Origin of the sequence: Rhizobium sp. P40RR-XXII (assembly GCF_012641405.1) — a bacterium.
In the GTDB taxonomy this organism is placed as follows: domain Bacteria; phylum Pseudomonadota; class Alphaproteobacteria; order Rhizobiales; family Rhizobiaceae; genus Rhizobium.
This window is the reverse complement of record NZ_JABAII010000002.1, coordinates 278,636-298,254: the sequence shown is the minus strand read 5'-3', so window position 1 is coordinate 298,254 and position 19,619 is coordinate 278,636. Positions and strand designations below refer to the sequence as shown.

The window sequence follows — 19,619 nt, the reverse complement described above, 5'->3', positions numbered from 1 at the left end:
CTCAGAGAATATGGCTCAACAGGTCGTTCGGATGGTGTGCGATGGCATCGGCTCCGGCTGCCAGCAACTCCTCGACGGAAGCATAGCCCCAGGCGACGCCAATGGCAGTCGCACCCGCCGCCTTCGCCATTTGCATGTCGTAGATCGCATCGCCGATCACGATCGTGTCGTGCGGATCCATGCCGGTTTCGTCGCAGCATTCGGTCACCATCGCCGGATGCGGCTTGGACGGGCAATCGTCGGCGGTGCGCGAGACAATAAAATAGGGTGTGAAATCGTTGACCTCAAGGATATGGGACAGGCCGCGGCGGGATTTGCCCGTTACCGCGCCGATCAGCAATTCATCGCGGGCCGAAAGCATCTCGATCAGCGGCTTGATGCCGTCGAAGAGCGGCGTCTGCATGTCGGCCTCGTCCCGCACGTCGGGAAAAATCGACTTGTAATGCGCCGTCATGGCGATCGCCTCGTCATCGACATGCGGCTTGCCCTGCAGGCGGGCGATGGCGATGTCGAGCGTCAGGCCGATGATCGACTTGGTGGCCGAAACGTCCGGACGCTTATAGCCGAAGGCGACAAAAGTTCGCGCCATGACCTCGTGGATCAGCCGCGCACTGTCGACCAGCGTGCCGTCACAATCGAATAGGACCAGCTTCATTCGTCGTCCGGCTCCCCTGCCGATTCCATATCGAAACCGAGAAGGTTCCAGGTCTGCACCATATGCGGCGGCAAAGGCGCGGTGACGCGCAGGCGCCCGCCGCTCGGATGCGGGATATCGATATGGCGCGCATGCAGATGCAGGCGCTTCTGGACGCCGCCCGGGAAATCCCAGTTCGGATCGTCATCGAAATATTTGGGGTCGCCGATGATCGGATGGCCCATATGCAGCGCGTGGACACGCAACTGGTGGGTACGGCCGGTATAGGGCTCCATCTCCAGCCAAGCGAGGCTCTGCGCAGCGGTTTCGAGCACGCGATAGTAGGAAATGGCGTGATCGGCGCCCTCCTCCCCATGCTTGGCAATGCGCATGCGATCGCCATCCGGCGTCGCCTCCTTCACCAGCCATGTGGAGATCTTGTCCTCATGCTTGCGCGGCACGCCCTTGACCAGCGACCAATAGGTCTTCTTGGTGTCGCGCTCGCGGAAGGCCGCCGTCAGCTTCTGCGCGGCTCCACGGGTGCGGGCAACGACGAGCACGCCCGACGTATCGCGGTCGAGACGGTGCACCAGGCGCGGCTTTTCGCCTTTCTTGCTCGTCCAGGCCTCCAGCATCTTGTCGATATGACGCGTAAGGCCGGAGCCGCCCTGTACCGCAAGGCCGGCCGGCTTGTTCAGCACATAGACTTTGTCGTCTTCATGCAGAAGCATGCGCGCAAGAAGCTCGGCATCGCCGGAATGTTTGAGGTCATTGCTGGCAATAGGACCGCTCTTCAGGGCCTTTGCGTCGACATCGAGCGGCGGCACTCGCACGGTCTGCCCCGGCTGCACGCGCGCATCCGTCTTGACGCGGCCACCATCGACCCGCACTTGGCCCGAGCGCATCAGCTTCTGCAATTGCCCGAAGCCGAGGCCCGGAAAATGCACCTTGAACCAGCGGTCGAGGCGCATGCCGGCCTCGTCAGGCTCGACCTTAATATGCTCAATCCCGGCCATTCTTCTTCTTTCAAACATCGCGGCATGTCCCGGAAAATGCCGAACGCTCGTCGGACGGGGTCATGCGAATTCAAACGACGGGACAATCAGCCCCGCGGCCGGAGATTTCCTAGCCTTTTGACGTGGCTTTAGAGCATTTCGAGGAAAAGTGGAAACCGGAATTATACGGCAGGATAATTTTCTGGCTCAGTTTCCCCTAGCCGAGACGACGGGCAGATTGACGTTGACCATACCAGCCTTGTCGAACATCAGCATCACGGGCACCGTGCCGCCCTGCTTGAAAGGCGCCTTAACCTGCTTGAACATCATGTGCATCGTGTTGGGCGCAAGCGTCACAGTGGCGCCGGCGGGAATGGCGACGCCGCCCTTGATTTCGCGCATCTTCATGATCTCGCCGTCCATCTTCATCTCATGCAGTTCCACCTTGCCGGCGGACGACGAGGTCACGGAGGTCAGCTTGTCATCGGTCTTGCCACTGTTGTGGATGGTGATGTAGCCGCCGCCGACGGGCTGGCCAGGAAGCATGGCGCGAACATAGCCGCCGCTGATATCGAGATCGCCAAGCTTGGCGACGGCAGAGCCTGAAGGTGCTGCGCCGGCATCCATATGCATTCCAGGCATAGACTTCATCGCGCCGCTGTCCTGCGCCATCGCCCCGCTTAGGGACAGTGAAAATGCGCCAATCGAAATCAGCAGTGCGGCGGCGTAGTTGCGGTTCATCTTCATCTCCTGCCCGGCTCCTCAATCGACCAGAAGGGATAACCTCTCCAGTCTCTATTGCAAAGGCCAGTAATCGTTGCCAAACGCAGGATTGATCGGCGCGACAAAAATTTGTTCAGCGGCGACATTTGCCCCTTGCCATCTCTGACCGGGACCGGATAATGGCAACTGACCTTGTTGGGAGAATCCGGCGCAAGCCGGTGCCGAAGGAGCAACCGCCCCGGAAACTCTCAGGCCAAAGGACCAGCAAGGGGCAGACGGAACTCTGGAGAGAAGCGCGCAAGCGTTCGCCGAAGGGATAACAATCTCAGGCAAACAGACAGAGGGGGCTCATCGTCAGGCGCGCTTGCGCCGAAATTGTGAGCTCTGCGCCTCGAAACGGCGCAAAACCCGGAGGCGTCATTTGGACGAGACCGCTGCCCTCAAGACAACACCACTTCACGCCCTGCATCTGTCGCTCGGTGCCCGCACGGTGCCGTTCGCCGGCTATGACATGCCCGTGCAATATGCGCCCGGCGTGCTGAAAGAACATCTTTGGACCAGATCTTCCGCCGGCCTGTTCGACGTGTCGCATATGGGTCAGGTGACAATCCGCGCCCGCTCCGGCAAATATGAGGATGCGGCACTGGCGCTCGAAAGCCTGGTGCCGGTCGATATTCTCGGGCTTGCCGAAAATCGCCAGCGCTACGGCTTCTTCACCGACGATAACGGCGGCATCCTCGACGATCTGATGATCGCCCATATGGACGACTATCTTTTCGTCGTCGTGAACGCCGCCTGCAAAGAGCAGGATTTCAAACATCTTCAAGATCATATAGGCGATAGCTGCGAAGTTACATTACTCGATCGCGCCCTCATCGCCCTGCAGGGACCACGCGCCGTCGACGTGCTTGCCGAGCTCTGGGCCGATATCGCCTACATGAAGTTCATGGATGTGCGCCATTGTCGCCTCCACGACGTTTCCTGCCTCGTGTCGCGCTCCGGCTATAGCGGCGAAGACGGCTTCGAAATCTCCGTACCGGCGGATAAGGCCGAAGATATCGCCAAGCGGCTGCTGGAGCACCCGGACGTCCAGCCCATCGGCCTTGGCGCCCGTGACTCGCTCCGCCTCGAGGCCGGCCTCTGCCTCTACGGCAACGACATCGACGAGACGACGACGCCGATCGAAGGCGCCCTTGAATGGGCGATCCAGAAGGCCCGCAAGACCGGCGGCGCACGCGCCGGCGGCTTTCCCGGCGCAAGCCGCATTCTTGCCGAACTCGATGGCGGTACCGCGCGCCGCCGCGTCGGCCTGAAGCCCGAGGGCAAGGCACCGGTGCGCGGTCACGCCAAGCTTTATGCCGATGCTGAAGGCAAGACGGAAATCGGCGAAGTCACCTCCGGCGGCTTCGGCCCGAGCGTCGAATCTCCCGTTGCCATGGGCTATGTGCCGACCGAATTCACCGCTCCCGGCACCATCGTTTACGCCGAAGTGCGCGGCAAATACCTGCCGGTCGCCGTCAGCGCCCTGCCTTTCATCAAACCCACCTACAAACGCTGAACGTCTTTTCCAGAGAGGATTATCCATGCTGAAATTCACCGAAGAACACGAGTGGCTGAAGGTCGAAGGCGATGTCGCAACGGTCGGCATCACCGCGCATGCGGCCGAGCAGCTCGGCGATCTCGTTTTTGTGGAATTGCCCGAAGTCGGCGCCAGCTTCTCCAAGGGTGACGACGCGGCAACCGTCGAATCCGTCAAGGCGGCATCGGAAGTCTATTGTCCGCTCGATGGAGAAATCACCGAAGTCAACGAAGCCATCACCGCCGATCCGGCCCTCGTCAATTCCGACCCGATGGGTGCCGGCTGGTTCTTCAAGCTCAAGCTGAAGAATATGAGCGATGTCGATGGTCTTCTTGATGAATCCGGTTACAAGGAGCTGATCGGATAATGACGACGCCTACGGAATTCACATTCACCGACTACCAGCCATACGATTTCGCCAATCGTCGCCATATCGGCCCGTCTCCCTCCGAGATGACCGATATGCTTCGCGTCATCGGCTACAACAGCCTCGACGGCTTGATCGATGCGACGCTGCCGCCGGCGATCCGCCAGAAGACGCCGCTCGCCTGGGGCGCGCCGATGACGGAGCGCGAGGCGCTCGACAGGCTGCGCGAGACCGCCAATAAGAACAAGGTCTTGGTTTCGCTCATCGGCCAGGGCTATTACGGCACGATCACGCCGCCGGTCATCCAGCGCAATATCCTGGAAAACCCGGCCTGGTACACGGCCTATACGCCGTACCAGCCCGAGATCAGCCAGGGCCGCCTCGAGGCTCTGCTGAACTACCAGACGATGATCAGCGACCTCACGGGTCTCGACGTCGCCAATGCATCCCTGCTCGACGAAGCGACCGCCGCTGCCGAAGGCATGGCGATGGCGGAACGCGTCGCGAAATCGAAGGCAAAAGCCTTCTTCGTCGATGCCGAATGCCACCCGCAGACCATCGCGCTGATCAGGACGCGCGCCGAGCCGCTCGGCTGGACCGTCATCGTCGGCAATCCGTTTACGGATCTCGATCCGGTCGACGTCTTCGGCGCGATCTTCCAGTATCCGGGCACGCATGGTCACATCAACGATTTCACCGGTCTGATCGCACGCCTGCACCAGACTGGTGCAATCGCCATCGTGGCGGCCGACCTCCTCTCCCTGACGCTGCTGAAATCTCCCGGCGAAATGGGCGCGGATATTGCCATCGGCTCCTCGCAGCGCTTCGGCGTTCCTGTCGGCTATGGTGGTCCGCATGCCGCCTATATGGCGGTCAAGGACTACTACAAGCGCTCCATGCCGGGCCGTCTCGTCGGCGTTTCGGTCGATGCGCGCGGCAATCGCGCCTATCGCCTGTCGCTGCAGACGCGCGAACAGCACATTCGCCGCGAAAAGGCGACGTCGAATATCTGCACCGCCCAGGTCCTGCTTGCCGTTATGGCTTCCATGTATGCAGTCTTCCACGGCCCGCAGGGCCTGAAGGCGATCGCCCAGCAGGTCCACCAAAAGGCCGTCCTGATGGCCAAGGGGTTGGAAAAGCTCGGCTATACCATCGAGCCGGAAAACTTCTTCGACACCATCACCGTCGAGGTCGGTCACATGCAGGGTCTCATCCTGCGCGCGGCCGTGGCCGAAGGCGTGAACCTGCGCAAGGTCGGCGAGACGAAGATCGGCATGAGCCTGGACGAGCGCACCCGCCCGGCAACGGTAGAAGCCGTCTGGCGCGCCTTCGGCGGCGATTTCCGCATTGCCGATTTCGAGCCATCCTATCGCCTGCCGAAGGGCCTGCTGCGCACCAGCGAATACCTGTCGCATCCGATCTTCCACATGAACCGCGCCGAAAGCGAGATGACGCGTTACATCCGTCGTCTCTCCGACCGCGACCTGGCGCTCGACCGTTCGATGATCCCGCTCGGCTCCTGCACCATGAAGCTCAATGCGACGGCGGAAATGCTGCCGATCACATGGCCTGAGTTTTCGGATATCCATCCTTTCGTGCCGGCCGACCAGGCGCTCGGCTACCGCGAAATGATCGATGATCTGACGGACAAGCTCTGCGCCATTACCGGCTACGACGCCTTCTCCATGCAGCCGAACTCCGGCGCGCAGGGCGAATATGCCGGCCTCCTGACCATCCGCAACTACCACATAGCCAACGGTCAGGGTCATCGCGACATCTGCCTCATCCCGACCTCCGCGCACGGCACCAACCCAGCTTCGGCGCAGATGGCGGGCATGAAGGTCGTGGTCGTCAAGGTCAGCGACGACGGCGATATCGACATGGCCGATTTCCGCGCCAAGACCGAGCAATATGCCGACAACCTCTCCTGCTGCATGATCACCTATCCTTCGACGCACGGCGTCTTCGAGGAGACGGTGAAGGAGATCTGCGATCTCGTGCACAAGCATGGTGGTCAGGTCTACCTCGATGGCGCCAACATGAACGCCATGGTCGGCCTCTCGCGTCCGGGCGATATCGGCTCCGATGTCAGCCACCTGAACCTGCACAAGACCTTCTGCATTCCGCATGGCGGCGGCGGCCCCGGCATGGGCCCGATCGGCGTCAAGGCTCATCTGGCATCCCACCTGCCCGGTCATCCGGAAACGGACGGCCGCAACGGTGCGGTCTCGGCGGCAGCCTTCGGTTCGGCCTCCATCCTGCCGATCTCCTGGAGCTACTGCCTGATGATGGGTGGCGAAGGCCTGACGCAGGCGACTAAGGTGGCGATCCTCAACGCCAACTATATCGCTGCCCGGCTCAAGGGCGCCTATGACGTCCTCTATAAGTCGAAGGCAGGACGTGTCGCGCATGAATGCATCATCGACACGCGTCCGCTGGTCGCAAGCGCCGGCGTGACGGTTGACGATGTCGCCAAGCGCCTCATCGATTGCGGCTTTCACGCGCCGACCATGAGCTGGCCGGTTGCCGGCACGCTGATGATCGAACCGACCGAATCGGAAACGAAGGCCGAGATCGACCGCTTCTGCGAGGCGATGCTGGCGATCCGCGAGGAAGCCCGCGCCATCGAAGGCGGTCGCATGGACAAGACCGACAATCCGCTGAAGAACGCTCCGCACACGGTGGAAGACCTCGTCGGCGAATGGGATCGCCCCTATTCGCGTGAACAGGCCTGCTTCCCGCCCGGCGCCTTCCGCGTGGACAAATACTGGTCCCCGGTCAATCGCATCGACAATGTCTATGGCGACCGCAACCTGATCTGCACCTGCCCGCCGCTGGAATCCTACGCCGAGGCAGCCGAGTAGAATTTTTGAAAAAAAGTGAAGCGGTTCAGTCGCTTCGCCGGAAACAGACATAAATCTATTGTGAAACTTGTCTATGAAAACGCCGCGTGTCCGAACGGATGCGCGGCGTTTTTTATGACGCGGCAATGGCGCCTTGGAATTCAGATTTATGCCGGAACAACCGGAATTTCATTTCGTCGCCGGGGGGCGAGCGGAGGCTTGCTTGCGGATGCGATCACGCTGCAACGCCCGCGTAAGGCTGCTTGCCCTGCCCCGATTCTGGTCGGCTTCCCCAATGGGGGCACCATGGCCGCATCGGCTCCGCGGCGGGAATCATCCGCGATTGGCTTGTACGGAAAGGCATATGACATGAATCAGGAGATTTTCTTGGACGCGGACAATCCCGACGGCTACATCGCGGCGGCCTTTGCAACGGACGATCCGTCCTCTATCGCCAGAGCATTGGGCGAAGTCGCCCGCACGCGCAACATGAGCAAGCTCGCCAAGGATGTCGGTATGAACCGATCCGCACTCTACCGGGCTTTGAGCGGTGACGGAAATCCGGAATTCGCGACGATCCTGAAAGTCGTCAAGGCGTTGGGCCTCAAGCTGACACCGGTGCCGGCGGCAAACTACCAGATCACTTTGGACAATTCGGAAAGAACTGTGTTGCCGTAGTCCGAGTCCTTCATGCTGAATTCCGCCTCGCCGGAGACCAGATTGAAATTGAAATAGACCTCGGCTGACTCTTCGCCGAGGAAGAGTTTGGTGGCATACCAATCTCCTGGCCTGCCACCGAAGCCGCCGTCGGGAAGACGTGTGGTCGCAGCTCCGAGAAATGCTATGCCGAACGGCAGAGTTTCAAGCTTGGCGTCTGACGAGCTGGGCGCATTTGCTGCCAATGCTTTGGCCAATTGCTCGAAGAATCGCGCCGGCCGAGAACCGTTAACGTGGCGGAATTCGCCACGCAAGAAACTGATTGGTCCTCCTGTCTCAGCACTTCCCTCCGAGGCGCCGTCCTTTTCACGCGGCCCCTGAATTTCGATGATGAACTTGGTCTGGTCTTCGCCTTCACCAAAGCTGGCCATCAAGGCGAGCATTTCCGGATCCGAGCCGGGGGGCCGCAGAGCAATCGTGAAGGGAAGAGGTCCGGGAAAATCACTATCGGGCGGGAGTGGCACCTCGGCACGGTTCTGTGCCGACAGCAATGCCCCGACTGGCAGAATCAGTATGGAGCGCCGTGTGATTTTCCACATTTTGAGATAACAAACACTGTCGGTCCGTTAGATGGCCTGCGCGGCCTGGCGTTGCGCGGCAAGCGCAGCGAGATCGGCAGGCTTCAATTCGACGGATTCACCGCAGCCGCAGGCCGATGTCTGGTTCGGATTGGTAAAGATGAAGCCCGAGCGCAGCGTGGTGACTTCGAAATCCATTTCCGTGCCGAGCAGATAAAGCACGGCCGACGGCTCGACCCAGACCTTGGCACCATCGCGCTCGATCAGGTCGTCCTTCGCATTCGGCTCGGTCACCAGGTCGATCGTATATTCCATGCCGGCACAGCCGCCCTTCTTGATGCCGACGCGAACGCCCTTGGCATCGGGGCCAGAATTCTCGACGATCGCCTTGACGCGGGCTGCCGCCGCATCCGTCATGCTCATGACTGCAAAGCCCATGGGCTCATTCTCCTTCCGCAACCGGGGTCAAGATCCGGCGCTTCGAGTCTTAATGTAAAGCCGGCGGCTTAAAGCTTCAATACCAGCCGACGGCAACCTGCGCTTCTTCCGACATGCGATCCGGCGTCCAGGGCGGATCGAAGGTCATGCTGACCTCGACGCCGGAAACGCCTTCGACGGCGCCGACGGCATTTTCGACCCAGCCCGGCATTTCGCCGGCAACCGGGCAACCGGGCGCGGTCAGCGTCATGACGATCTTCACCATGCGGTCGTCTTCGATATCGATCTTGTAGATTAGGCCGAGTTCGAAGATATCGGCTGGAATTTCCGGGTCATAGACCGTTTTCAGCGCGGAGATGATGTCGTCGCTGAGGCGTGCCAGCTCATCCTCGGGGATGCTGGAATGCACGATCCCTTCGCGCACATCGATCTTCTGTTCGCTTTCGTCGAGTGACATTGCTTGCCTCCTTAGGCAAAGAATTTCCGCGCATATTCCAATGCATCCGCCAAAGCATCCACCTCGGCGCGCGTATTGTACATGCCGAACGATGCACGGCATGTGGAGGTGACGCCGAAGCGTTTCAAGAGTGGCTGGGCGCAATGGGTGCCGGCACGAACGGCGACACCCTGCCGGTCGATCACCATCGAAACGTCGTGAGAGTGAATTCCCGCAAGCTCGAAGGAGAAGATTCCGCCCTTGCCGGGCGCCGTGCCGATCATGCGCAGCGAATTGATCTCCCGCAGCCGCTCGGCCGCATAGGCGGCAAGATCGGCCTCGTGGCGTGCGATCGCTTCCCGGCCGATGCTGTCCATGTAATCAAGCGCATAGCCAAGGCCGATCGCCTGGACGATCGGTGGTGTTCCCGCTTCAAAGCGATGCGGCGGCTCGTTATAAGTCACGTTTTCCTCGGTGACGTCGAAGATCATCTCGCCGCCGCCCTGGAACGGCCGCATCTCGGCAAGCCGCTCCTTCTTGCCGTAGAGCACGCCGATACCCGATGGACCGTAAAGCTTATGACCGGTCATGACGTACCAGTCGCAATCGATATCCTGCACGTCGACGGGCATATGCACCGCCCCCTGCGAGCCGTCGATCAGGACGGGAATGCCACGCTCATGCGCGATCCGGCACACTTCCTTCACCGGAACGACGGTTCCGAGCGCATTCGACATATGGGTAATGGCGACGAGCTTGGTGCGCTCCGTCAGGCTCTTCTCGAAATCTCCGATATGGAACGCACCCTCGTCGTCGACCGGCACCCAGACGAGCTTCGCACCCTGCCGTTCCCGGATGAAATGCCAGGGAACGATATTGGAGTGGTGCTCCATGATCGAGACGACGATCTCGTCGCCCTCACCGATTTTCGGCATGCCCCAGCCGTAGGCGACCGTGTTGATCGCTTCCGTCGAGTTCTTGGTAAAGACGATATCGTCCACCGATGGCGCATTCAGGAAGCGGCGCACCTTTTCGCGCGCTGCTTCATAGGCTTCCGTCGCGGCGTTGGACAGGAAATGCAGGCCACGATGCACATTGGCATATTCGTTCGAATAGGCATGCGAGATGGCATCGATGACGACCTGCGGCTTCTGCGCCGACGCGCCATTGTCGAGATAGACCAGCGGCTTGCCGTGCACCGTCTTCGCCAGGATCGGGAAATCCCGGCGAATCGCTTCGACGTCATAGGCCGTTGCCGGCACGATCTTGTCCACGAGCTTTGCCTCCAATCAGGCGTGCTTTTCCAGCCAGGCGGAAATAACGCCTTCCAGCGCCTCTACCAGGGCTTCGTCTTCCAGTTCCTCGACGATCTCGGCCACGAAGGCGTTGACCAGCATGGCCCGCGCCTTGTTCTTCGGGATGCCGCGCGCCATCATGTAGAAGAGATGGTTCTCGTCGATATCGGCAACCGTTGCGCCATGGCCGCACTGGACGTCGTCGGCGAAGATTTCGAGCTCCGGCTTGACGGAGAATTCGGCATCATCAGACATCAGCAACGTATTGCAAGCCATGCGTGCGTCGGTCTTCTGTGCATCGGGCGCAACTCGGATCATGCCCTGGAACACGCCGCGGGCGCGGTCGAACACCACGTTGCGGACGATCTCGGTCGATCCGGTATGCGGAACGTCATGGCCGAGCACCAGCGTCACGTCGGTATGGGTGTCGCCGCCCAAGAGGTTGATGCCGCGAATCGTCAGATCGGAGCCCTCGCCCGTCACCTTCACATGCAGCTCCTGGCGCACCAGCTTGCCGCCGGCATTGATAACGAAGAGCTTCAGCTTCGCATCGGCACCGAGATCGACGCGGATCTGACCGAGATGCGTGTCCTCGGACCCCTGCTCCTGCAGGATGATCCAGATCACTTCCGCACCCTTGCCGATCTTGATTTCGCTCACCGACGAAACGAGAGCGGCAGCGCCTTCGACCGCCTGATGGCGTTCAATGACCGTTGCCTTGACCTCGGCTCCGAAGGAAACCGGCAAGCGGCTGTGGATCTGCCCGCCGGCATGCACGAACTGCACTTCCAGCGGCGCTTCGAGTTCGGTGCCATCAGGAAAAACGATGACGTAGCCGTCGCGCACAAAGCTCGCATTGATGCGCCCGATAGCGTCATCCTTGTCGAGCGCTTCAAGCCCGGCGGCGGCCGTGCCATTGATCAGGCTGTCGGCATAGCGTCCGACCGTCAGGTTCTTGACGGCAGCCTTTTCGTTCGCCCTGCCCTGGAGGACGGCAAGAACCGGAGATCCGTCGACCGTCGGCGGCAACGCCTCCACGAGACCCTTGCCGATATCGCTCGGAACCAGGCGCAGCAGGTTCTTGAAATCGGTGTAATGCCAGGCCTCGACACGGCGTGTCGGCAGGCCCGCGGTCTTTAGCTCGTCCAGCAGGCGATCGCGAACGGCAAAAACTTCGCCGTCACCGGGCAGATCGCCCATCTGGTCGTTATACGCCTCGATCAGCGCCGTCTCCGCGGCGGTGAGGCGGTTCGTCGTCTGAATGTTCATCGACGTGTCCTTTCCGCCTCGATCAGGCTGCAGCTCCGATGATGTCGGCATAGCCGTTGGCTTCGAGCTCATGCGCCAGCGTCTTGTCGCCGGATTTGATCACTTGGCCCTTGTAGAGAACGTGAACGGTATCCGGAACGATGTAGTCGAGCAGGCGCTGATAGTGGGTGATGACGATCACGGCGCGATCAGGCGAACGCAGCGCGTTGACGCCGTCGGCAACGATCTTCAGCGCGTCGATGTCGAGGCCGGAGTCGGTTTCGTCAAGCACGCAAAGCTTCGGCTCCAGCAGCGCCATCTGCAGGATTTCGGCGCGCTTCTTCTCGCCGCCGGAGAAGCCGACGTTCAGCGGCCGCTTCAGCATGTCCATGTTGATCTGCAGCTTGCCGGCAGCATCCTTGACGCGGCGGATGAAATCCGGCGTCGTCAGCTCGTCTTCGCCGCGCGCCTTGCGCTGCTCGTTCAGAGCCACTTTCAGGAACTGCATGGTGGCAACGCCGGGGATTTCGACCGGGTACTGGAAGGCAAGGAAGATGCCCTTGGACGCACGCTCGGCAGCGTCGAGCTCCAGAATGCTCTCGCCGTTGTAGAGAATGTCGCCCTCGGTGACTTCATAGTCGCTACGGCCGGCGAGAATATAGGACAGCGTCGACTTGCCGGAGCCGTTCGGCCCCATGATGGCGGCAACTTCGCCCGCCTTCACGGTCAGGTTCAGGCCACGGATGATCTCGGTGCCGTCTTCGGCGATGCGGGCATGCAGGTTCTTGATTTCAAGCATTTTGGAATCCTATCGCAGGAATGAGTGTGCGGCGCGCGTGGCGCGCCAAAGCTAATTCTGGTTCGTGGACGTCAGCCGACGCTGCCCTCAAGCGAGATGCCGATCAGCTTCTGCGCTTCGACGGCAAATTCCATCGGCAGCTCCTGCAGGACTTCCTTGACGAAGCCGTTGACGATCAACGCGATCGCCGCTTCGGTCGGGATACCGCGCTGCAGGCAGTAGAACAGCTGGTCTTCGGAAATCTTCGACGTCGTGGCTTCATGTTCGAACTGCGCCGTCGAGTTCTTCGCCTCGATGTAGGGCACCGTATGAGCGCCGCACTTGTCACCGATCAGCAGCGAGTCGCACTGCGTGAAGTTACGCGCGTTCGACGCTTTGCGGTGAGCTGAAACCTGGCCGCGATAGGTGTTCTGCGAGACGCCGGCGGCGATGCCCTTCGAGACGATGCGGCTCGACGTGTTCTTGCCGAGATGGATCATCTTGGTGCCGCTGTCGACCTGCTGATGGCCGTTCGAAACGGCGATCGAGTAGAACTCGCCGCGGCTGTCGTCGCCGCGCAGGATGCAGGACGGATACTTCCAGGTGATCGCCGAGCCGGTCTCGACCTGCGTCCAGGAGATCTTCGAGCGATGGCCGCGGCAATCGCCACGCTTGGTGACGAAGTTGTAGATGCCGCCCTTGCCGTGCTTGTCGCCCGGATACCAGTTCTGGACCGTCGAATACTTGATCTCGGCATCATCGAGCGCAACCAGCTCGACGACGGCTGCGTGCAGCTGGTTTTCGTCGCGCTGCGGCGCCGTGCAGCCTTCGAGATAGGAGACATAGGCTCCCTCTTCGGCGATGATCAGCGTGCGCTCGAACTGGCCGGTATTCTTCTCGTTGATGCGGAAATAGGTCGACAGTTCCATCGGGCAACGAACGCCCTTCGGCACGAAGACGAACGAACCGTCGGTGAAGACGGCCGAATTCAGCGTCGCATAGAAATTGTCCGTCGTCGGCACCACGGAGCCGAGATACTTGCGCACCAGCTCAGGATGCTCGCGGATGGCTTCCGAGATCGACATGAAGATCACGCCGGCCTTCTTCAGCTCTTCCTTGAAGGTCGTGACCACCGAAACGGAATCGAACACAGCGTCGACGGCGATCCTCGGCTTCTCGACGCCAGCAAGAATCTCCTGCTCGCGCAGGGGAATGCCGAGCTTTTCGTAGGTCTTCAGGAGTTCCGGATCGACTTCGTCGAGCGACTTCGGACCGGCGAACTTCTTCGGCGCGGCGTAGTAGTAGATGTCGTTGAAGTCGATCTTCGGATAATCGACGCGCGCCCATGTGGGCTCTTCCAGCGTCAGCCAGCGGCGATAGGCCTCCAGACGCCATTCCAGCATCCATTCCGGCTCTTGCTTCTTGGCGGAAATAAAACGGACAATATCCTCGGATAGACCCTTGGGAGCCTTGTCCATTTCGATGATGGTCTCAAAACCGTACTTGTACTGGTCCACGTCAATCAGGCGAACCTGATCGACCGTTTCCTGGACTGCAGGCATTTCGTTCTCCAATCTCGCCGGATCCAAGGTCCGGCAGCTTGTCAACGTTGCGGCAGACTTATGTCTACCCCCTATGTAGTCGGCCAAAAGGGACTTTTCATCCCGCTTGGCAAGCGGAAATTTCGGTTTCCGCAAATTTGTGGCCGTCAGGCCGCCGCACCCGTCAGCTTGCGCCTTCCCACGATGCGGGCAAACGCGGCAATTGCGCGATCAATATCCGCCTCGGTTGTGGTTTGCCCCAGCGAAATGCGGAGCGCCCCGAGCTTGGGATCGCATCCCATCGCCACGAGCACGTGGCTCTCGCCGACCTTGCCGGATGAGCAAGCGGAACCGGCTGATATGGCGACACCCTCGAGATCGAAGGCGATCTGCCCGGTTTCGGATTTCAGGCCCGGCAGGGTGAAAAAACTGGTATTCGGAACGCGCGCGCCCAGTTCCCCATGAATAATAATATCGGGCGCGTTTTGCCGCATGCCCTCTTCCAGCTGGCTCCGCAATTGAGCGATTGCGGCATTCCGGCCCTCAAACTCATCGAGCGCCGCAGCGGCTGCCGCGCCGAATCCGATGATGGCGAGCGTATTTTCCGTGCCGGAGCGATGGCCCTTTTCCTGCCCACCGCCATGGATCAGCGGCTTCGGCATGAGCACCTCGCCGCGCGAGACAAGGGCGCCGGCACCCTTCGGGCCGCCGATCTTGTGCGAGGATACGATGAGAAAATCCGCACCGATCGCATGGATATCGAGCGGAACGCGGCCGGCTGCCTGAACCGCATCCACGACAAACAGCCCGCCAGCGGCTTGAACAAGCTTTGCCGCTTCAACGACAGGCTGGAGAATTCCGGTCTCGTTATTGGCGAGCATGATCGCCACCATCGGCAGACCGGTCGTCTTGTCATGGGCTGATAGCATCGCCTCCAGCGCCGCAAGATCGACCGTACCATCCGCTGTCACCGGGATCTCGCTGACATTATCCTTGGCAAATCGTCCGCCTTCGCGCACGGCCGGATGCTCGACGGCGGATATGTAAAGACGGCTGATCGCAAGCGGCGTCCGCCCCATGCGGAATTCCGGCGTCAGCACCATATTGATCGCCTCGGTGGCGCCGCTGGTGAAAACGATATGCGCGGATTCGGCGCCCGTCAGGCTTGCAACTTGCCTCCGGGCGGCCTCGACAGCAGCCCGCGCCGCCCTACCTTCGCCGTGAACGGAATTGGGGTTGCCTTGAATATCCATTGCACGCAACATCGCATCGCGCGCCGCCGGATGAAGCGGCGCGGTAGCATTCCAGTCGAGATAGAGGCGTGTTGCCGCCATAATCGTCTTCCTGCGCGACTTTGCTTTGCTGCGGCCGGCTCATTTTCCTTGAAATTTCAGCCAGGCATGCCTTATGACACGTTCCACAAACCGTTGCACAAACAACGCGCGGAACACCGCATCAAGTTTCGAATTGTTCTAAACTGCGTTCTAGAAAATATGAGCGCATTCGTCAAGTCAACTTGCTGCGTGCCGTTAGGTTTGAACGCAGAAAAAGAAGAGCCGGAGTATCGATGCCCGAAGTAATTTTCAACGGCCCCGCGGGTCGCCTTGAAGGCCGCTATCAGCCCTCCAAGGAAAAAAGCGCCCCGATCGCCATTATCCTTCATCCGCACCCGCAGTTCGGCGGCACGATGAACAACCAAGTGGTCTACCAGCTCTTCTATATGTTCCAGAAGCGGGGCTTTACGACGCTCCGTTTCAATTTCCGCGGTATCGGCCGCAGCCAGGGCGAATTCGATCACGGCGCCGGCGAGCTTTCCGATGCGGCCTCGGCACTCGACTGGGTACAGAGCCTTCATCCAGACTCCAAGAGCTGCTGGGTTGCCGGCTATTCCTTCGGCGCCTGGATCGGCATGCAGCTGCTGATGCGTCGCCCCGAGATCGAAGGTTTCATGTCGATCGCGCCGCAGCCGAACATCTATGACTTCTCCTTCCTGGCACCCTGCCCGTCGTCCGGCCTGATCATCAATGGCGACGCCGACAAGGTTGCTCCGGAAAAGGACGTCAACGGCCTCGTCGAGAAGCTGAAGACGCAAAAGGGCATCCTGATCACGCACAAGATCGTGCCGGGCGCAAACCACTTCTTCAACGGCCAGGTCGAAACGCTGCTCGGCGAATGCGAGGACTATCTCGATCGCCGCCTAAACGGCGAACTGGTGCCGGAACCGGCCGCCAAGCGCATCCGCTAAGAAAAGCGGCCATTACCGGGCCATTCTGAAAGTTGGGCACAGGACCCCGTCGATCGTCATCGGCGGGTGATCCTGCATGCCGATCTTCCGCAAGACCCGTTGCGACGCAGCGTTTTGCGGATGGGTAAACGCGATGAATTGCCTGGCAAGACCACGCGCGAAGAACCATTGCGCCAGCGCGCCGGCGATCTCGGTCGCATAGCCGTTGCCCCAGCCATCCTTCTGAATGGAATAGCCGAGCTCGAACTCGCCCCGACCGCTTTCCTGATGAAAGCGCGAGAAGCCGGCACGGCCGATAAAGCGGCCGTCGTCGCGTCGCAGCATCTTGTATTTCGTCGTGCCATCGCGCGCCTGTTCGCCGAACCAGCTTTTCAGTCGCTCTTCGGCCTTCTCCAGCGTCCACGGCGCAGCTCCCGAAAGATAGCGCGTCGTCTCAATCGTCGAATGAAGCTGCCGAATCATCTCCGCATCGCCCTTGTCCCACATCGTCAGAACAAGGCGTGGGGTTTCGAGTATGACGACATCGCTCATCTGTCTGCCTTTTCCCGATTGCGATGAAACTGCGGCCCATGTTCAACCATGATGAGGTCCATACGGCAAGCCGCCAAACGCATAGGGCGCTCCGGCACTAAGGATGGGCTGAAGCTCAAAGGCCAAGGGCCGCATACGCGGCCCTCGGATCATCCGTTGAAATCGCGGATCAGTGACATGCAGGCAGGCCCGGAGCGCCGCGCTTCTTCTTTTCCGGAGGCTTCTGCGGCGGAGGCGGAGGTAGTCTTTTCGCCTGCTGCTGCACGATCTTCGGCTGCGGTTGCGGCCTCGGTTGAGCCTGCGGCTTGGGCTCGGGCGCCCTCGTCTGGGCAGCGACATGAGGCACCGGCCTGGGTGGCGCGGCGGCGCCGTGAGGTTGGCTATTGACCCGAGGTTGGTTGTTGGTGACCGCCTTGGGCTTCGCCGGCGCCCTAGCGACCACGGCTGGCGCAGCCGGACTATGGGCGTTGGGCTTCGGTGCAGCGGCAACCGGATTCGGTTTGCCGCCCGGCGCTGCTTGCGGTGCCGGGGTCTTGGCAATCTGGTTTTGCCCCTTCACGGCAGGCGCATTGCCAACGCCCGGTAGTGGTTGCGCCTTGGCGCCGGGAAGCGCATGTGCGTGCGCGTTCGGTACAGGCTGAGGCTGTTGAGCCTGTTTCGCTTGAGCTGCACCAGGATTGACCGGCAGCTTGCCCGTGGCTGGCAAAGGTTGACCGTTGGCACCGGGAAGTGCGTGCGCGTTGGCATTTGTGCCTTGCCGGTTAGGTTGAGTGGCGACAGCCGGATTATGCACTGCATTCGGTGCGGCTCGCGGCGGTTGCCCCTGCTTCGTCTGAGCCGTTCCCGGATTAACGGGCAGCTTGCCGCCGGCCGGCAGCGGCTGGGCCGAAGGCGCGACCGCCGGAGCAGCTTCAGGCGCCGCCTTGGCCGCTGCTGCCGGATTCTGTTTTTGTAGAACCGCCGCCTTCTTCTGCACCGACGACGGCAGGGCAACATGCAACGCGGCGGCACCCGCTCCGGCAACGACGGCGGCGCCGGCAAGCTTCTGGCCCGTCGTCAGCCCGGGTGCGGCAGGTGCCGCACCATTTTCGTTGAGGACAGTATTGTTGTTGATGACCGTCGTGTTGTTCACGACCGTGTTGTGGATATTGTTGAAGATGATGTTGTTTTCGGGCGGCGCGATATCGCGCGGCGGCTCGACCCATCGCGGGACCGGAACGAAGACCGGCGCCGGCAGCACATAGACATCGACCGAAGGCTGCGGCGCCGCCAGCACGACGAAATCCGGCGGCGGTGGCGCCAGGAAGACGACGGGCGGCGGCGGAGCATAGCCAAAGTCGGCATCGTCGAAATAAAGCACGGGCCGGTCGACATAGACCACTTCCGGCGGTGGCGGCGGCGGAACGTCATACTCGATGACGGTGAAGGATGGCGGCGGTTCGATTGCGGCCTCGAAATGCTCCAGACGGCGGCGGGCATCCCAGACATGCGGACCGCGCGGATACCGTCTCAGATAGGACCAATAGGCCTCCGGCGTGTCCGCAACCCAGGTTTCGCGCCAGGTGATCGCCTCGCGGCGGGCGGCAATGATGGCGCGTACGCGTCTCGCCATGGAGTCGTTCGGATAGGCTGCGAGGAAATCCTCATAGCCCTGCAGCGTGTCGCGATCGAGCGCGGCGAAATAGGCATCCCGCTCGTCGAAATCACGGATCGCCTTTGTGCGGATTGCAGCATTGTCGTAGCCGGAAGCCTGAGGGGCAGGCGCATCGGGACCGCGATCGAAGAAGGTGAAGGCGTTCTTGAATTTCGAGGCATCCCAGGAGATCTGCGCACCCTTGGTCAGATCGCCGACACGCAGGCGCGTGCGGTCGAACACATCGCCGAGCGGCAAACCGCCGACGCGGATCATTTCCGCCAGCGCATGCGCATAGGAACCATAGGAACCGGCCTCCTGCGGCGCCACAGTGCCGGGCGCCGCATTGAAGGCGATCAGCTGGTTGGCGTCCGGATCGACCAGCGCCAGGCCACCGGCCAACGGCTGATTGGACTGCACGAACGGATTGGCTCTCGCCGCGTCGAGCACGACGATGCTGCCGCGATTGTTGATGGCCGCCAGCGATTTGGTGAAATCGGTCATCCGCAGGGCCTCGACCGGCACATCCGTGGCATTGGCGATTTGAGCATCCACGGGCACGAAATAATTATCGCCCTGATATTGCACGCCGTAGCCCGCCAGATAGACGAAAACGACGGTGTTGGGGCCTGACGCATTCGCTTTGGTCAGAAAATCCCTCATCGCATCGCGCAAGCCGTTCTGGTCGAGGTCGCGCGCGCCGATCACATCGAAACCGGCCGCCTGCAGCGTCTGCGCGATCAGGCCGGCATCATTGGCCGGTGTCGGGAGCGCGCCCGCCTTGTAGGCAGCATTGCCCACCACGAAAGCTATTCTCTTTTCGGGGGAACCTTGTGCTTCGGCCGGGCTCGCCGCAGCAATACCGGCCAAAACCAACATCATGGCAAAGAATGCCCAGATCGTCTTTTTGGATGACAATCCCATCATCGAGAGTAGAGGTGACATACCGGCTTCTTTCGCGAAACATGTGCACACGGGATCAATCAGAAATGACTAGGATTTGATTTGGGCGGATAGGCGGCATATTCCCGGCGGCTTGGCGGCGATGTCACGATCTATTCACGTTTAGATGCGCTCGTTTACAAATCCCGCCTCAAT

General features: G+C 60.9%; 18 protein-coding genes and 2 riboswitches. Of the genes, 5 read left to right on the top strand and 13 right to left on the bottom strand.

Translation table 11 applies throughout. The annotated features are described in order from the left end of the window. Nucleotide 1 precedes the first annotated feature (1 nt). From HGP16_RS04705 to HGP16_RS04695, 3 genes are all read right to left on the bottom strand, one after another. Complete coding sequence (locus HGP16_RS04705) at nt 2–655, bottom strand: HAD-IA family hydrolase (RefSeq protein ID WP_168838856.1); 654 nt, start codon at nt 653–655, stop codon at nt 2–4. Beyond that, nucleotides 652–1,650 (bottom strand): RluA family pseudouridine synthase, encoded by a 999-nt coding sequence (locus HGP16_RS04700; RefSeq protein WP_168838855.1) that lies wholly within the window; start codon nt 1,648–1,650, stop codon nt 652–654. Before HGP16_RS04700 ends, HGP16_RS04705 begins: the two co-directional genes overlap by 4 nt. A gap of 186 nt (nt 1,651–1,836) precedes the next feature. Further along, nucleotides 1,837–2,370 (bottom strand): copper chaperone PCu(A)C, encoded by a 534-nt coding sequence (locus tag HGP16_RS04695; protein WP_168838854.1) that lies wholly within the window; start codon nt 2,368–2,370, stop codon nt 1,837–1,839. Nucleotides 2,371–2,538: 168 nt separating this feature from the next. Next, nucleotides 2,539–2,622: riboswitch (glycine riboswitch) on the top strand. A gap of 3 nt (nt 2,623–2,625) precedes the next feature. Beyond that, nucleotides 2,626–2,703, top strand: a riboswitch (glycine riboswitch). Between the two features lie 70 nt (nt 2,704–2,773). On the opposite strand from HGP16_RS04695, the gene gcvT reads away from it, so the two are divergent. The 4 genes from gcvT to HGP16_RS04675 all read left to right on the top strand — a co-directional run bounded on the left by gcvT (nt 2,774) and on the right by HGP16_RS04675 (nt 7,819). Next, the gene (gene gcvT, locus HGP16_RS04690; RefSeq protein ID WP_168838853.1) at nt 2,774–3,910 is read left to right on the top strand and encodes a glycine cleavage system aminomethyltransferase GcvT; all 1,137 of its coding nucleotides are present in this window, start codon (nt 2,774–2,776) and stop codon (nt 3,908–3,910) included. Between the two features lie 25 nt (nt 3,911–3,935). Then, nucleotides 3,936–4,298: a glycine cleavage system protein GcvH gene (gene gcvH / locus HGP16_RS04685; protein ID WP_168838852.1), complete on the top strand. Its 363-nt coding sequence runs from the start codon at nt 3,936–3,938 to the stop codon at nt 4,296–4,298. Next, nucleotides 4,298–7,162 carry an aminomethyl-transferring glycine dehydrogenase gene (gcvP, locus tag HGP16_RS04680; RefSeq protein WP_168838851.1) on the top strand — a complete coding sequence of 955 codons (2,865 nt, stop codon included), beginning with the start codon at nt 4,298–4,300 and terminating at the stop codon, nt 7,160–7,162. Before gcvH ends, gcvP begins: the two co-directional genes overlap by 1 nt. Nucleotides 7,163–7,510: 348 nt before the next feature. After that, a complete protein-coding gene (locus HGP16_RS04675; RefSeq protein ID WP_168839168.1) occupies nt 7,511–7,819 on the top strand; it encodes an addiction module antidote protein in 309 nt (102 codons plus the stop codon). Here the strand turns inward: HGP16_RS04675 and HGP16_RS04670 are convergent. The 8 genes from HGP16_RS04670 to HGP16_RS04635 form a co-directional block, all read right to left on the bottom strand. Then, complete coding sequence (locus HGP16_RS04670) at nt 7,774–8,397, bottom strand: hypothetical protein (protein WP_168838850.1); 624 nt, start codon at nt 8,395–8,397, stop codon at nt 7,774–7,776. The genes HGP16_RS04675 and HGP16_RS04670 overlap by 46 nt on opposite strands. 27 nt (nt 8,398–8,424) lie before the next feature. Next, nucleotides 8,425–8,814 (bottom strand): Fe-S cluster assembly scaffold SufA, encoded by a 390-nt coding sequence (gene sufA, locus HGP16_RS04665; RefSeq protein WP_168838849.1) that lies wholly within the window; start codon nt 8,812–8,814, stop codon nt 8,425–8,427. Between the two features lie 76 nt (nt 8,815–8,890). Then, on the bottom strand, nt 8,891–9,271 hold the full coding sequence (locus tag HGP16_RS04660; protein WP_120664094.1) for an SUF system Fe-S cluster assembly protein: 381 nt from the start codon (nt 9,269–9,271) through the stop codon (nt 8,891–8,893). A gap of 11 nt (nt 9,272–9,282) precedes the next feature. Then, nucleotides 9,283–10,524 carry a cysteine desulfurase gene (locus tag HGP16_RS04655; RefSeq protein ID WP_168838848.1) on the bottom strand — a complete coding sequence of 414 codons (1,242 nt, stop codon included), beginning with the start codon at nt 10,522–10,524 and terminating at the stop codon, nt 9,283–9,285. 15 nt (nt 10,525–10,539) lie between these two features. Then, nucleotides 10,540–11,814 (bottom strand): Fe-S cluster assembly protein SufD, encoded by a 1,275-nt coding sequence (gene sufD, locus HGP16_RS04650; protein ID WP_168838847.1) that lies wholly within the window; start codon nt 11,812–11,814, stop codon nt 10,540–10,542. Nucleotides 11,815–11,836: 22 nt separating this feature from the next. Next, the gene (gene sufC / locus HGP16_RS04645; protein ID WP_047633180.1) at nt 11,837–12,592 is read right to left on the bottom strand and encodes a Fe-S cluster assembly ATPase SufC; all 756 of its coding nucleotides are present in this window, start codon (nt 12,590–12,592) and stop codon (nt 11,837–11,839) included. A gap of 71 nt (nt 12,593–12,663) precedes the next feature. Beyond that, on the bottom strand, nt 12,664–14,133 hold the full coding sequence (gene sufB, locus HGP16_RS04640) for a Fe-S cluster assembly protein SufB (RefSeq protein WP_168838846.1): 1,470 nt from the start codon (nt 14,131–14,133) through the stop codon (nt 12,664–12,666). 146 nt (nt 14,134–14,279) lie between these two features. Continuing rightward, nucleotides 14,280–15,446, bottom strand: coding sequence for a cysteine desulfurase family protein (locus HGP16_RS04635; RefSeq protein ID WP_168838845.1), 1,167 nt, complete (start codon nt 15,444–15,446; stop codon nt 14,280–14,282). 233 nt (nt 15,447–15,679) lie between these two features. Between HGP16_RS04635 and HGP16_RS04630 the strand changes: the two genes are divergently transcribed. Beyond that, nucleotides 15,680–16,357: an alpha/beta hydrolase gene (locus tag HGP16_RS04630; RefSeq protein WP_168838844.1), complete on the top strand. Its 678-nt coding sequence runs from the start codon at nt 15,680–15,682 to the stop codon at nt 16,355–16,357. A 12-nt stretch (nt 16,358–16,369) separates the two neighbouring features. On the opposite strand, the gene HGP16_RS04625 is transcribed toward HGP16_RS04630, so the two are convergent. Both HGP16_RS04625 and HGP16_RS04620 read right to left on the bottom strand, forming a co-directional pair. Beyond that, a complete protein-coding gene (locus HGP16_RS04625) occupies nt 16,370–16,888 on the bottom strand; it encodes a GNAT family N-acetyltransferase (protein WP_168838843.1) in 519 nt (172 codons plus the stop codon). A 169-nt stretch (nt 16,889–17,057) separates the two neighbouring features. Further along, nucleotides 17,058–19,466 (bottom strand): caspase domain-containing protein, encoded by a 2,409-nt coding sequence (locus HGP16_RS04620; protein WP_168838842.1) that lies wholly within the window; start codon nt 19,464–19,466, stop codon nt 17,058–17,060. Between the last annotated feature and the right edge of the window lie 153 nt (nt 19,467–19,619).

Bases quoted from the DNA above. Each gene is read 5' to 3' on its own strand.
- HGP16_RS04635 (WP_168838845.1), bottom strand. From the start codon at position 15,446: ATGGCGGCAACACGCCTCTATCTCGACTGGAATGCTACCGCGCCGCTT.
- HGP16_RS04660 (WP_120664094.1), bottom strand. From the start codon at position 9,271: ATGTCACTCGACGAAAGCGAACAGAAGATCGATGTGCGCGAAGGGATC.
- gcvP (WP_168838851.1), top strand. From the start codon at position 4,298: ATGACGACGCCTACGGAATTCACATTCACCGACTACCAGCCATACGAT.
- HGP16_RS04700 (WP_168838855.1), bottom strand. From the start codon at position 1,650: ATGGCCGGGATTGAGCATATTAAGGTCGAGCCTGACGAGGCCGGCATG.
- HGP16_RS04630 (WP_168838844.1), top strand. From the start codon at position 15,680: ATGCCCGAAGTAATTTTCAACGGCCCCGCGGGTCGCCTTGAAGGCCGC.
- HGP16_RS04705 (WP_168838856.1), bottom strand. From the start codon at position 655: ATGAAGCTGGTCCTATTCGATTGTGACGGCACGCTGGTCGACAGTGCG.
- HGP16_RS04695 (WP_168838854.1), bottom strand. From the start codon at position 2,370: ATGAACCGCAACTACGCCGCCGCACTGCTGATTTCGATTGGCGCATTT.
- sufB (WP_168838846.1), bottom strand. From the start codon at position 14,133: ATGCCTGCAGTCCAGGAAACGGTCGATCAGGTTCGCCTGATTGACGTG.
- sufC (WP_047633180.1), bottom strand. From the start codon at position 12,592: ATGCTTGAAATCAAGAACCTGCATGCCCGCATCGCCGAAGACGGCACC.
- HGP16_RS04670 (WP_168838850.1), bottom strand. From the start codon at position 8,397: ATGTGGAAAATCACACGGCGCTCCATACTGATTCTGCCAGTCGGGGCA.
- gcvH (WP_168838852.1), top strand. From the start codon at position 3,936: ATGCTGAAATTCACCGAAGAACACGAGTGGCTGAAGGTCGAAGGCGAT.
- sufD (WP_168838847.1), bottom strand. From the start codon at position 11,814: ATGAACATTCAGACGACGAACCGCCTCACCGCCGCGGAGACGGCGCTG.
- HGP16_RS04675 (WP_168839168.1), top strand. From the start codon at position 7,511: ATGAATCAGGAGATTTTCTTGGACGCGGACAATCCCGACGGCTACATC.
- sufA (WP_168838849.1), bottom strand. From the start codon at position 8,814: ATGGGCTTTGCAGTCATGAGCATGACGGATGCGGCGGCAGCCCGCGTC.
- HGP16_RS04625 (WP_168838843.1), bottom strand. From the start codon at position 16,888: ATGAGCGATGTCGTCATACTCGAAACCCCACGCCTTGTTCTGACGATG.
- HGP16_RS04620 (WP_168838842.1), bottom strand. From the start codon at position 19,466: ATGTCACCTCTACTCTCGATGATGGGATTGTCATCCAAAAAGACGATC.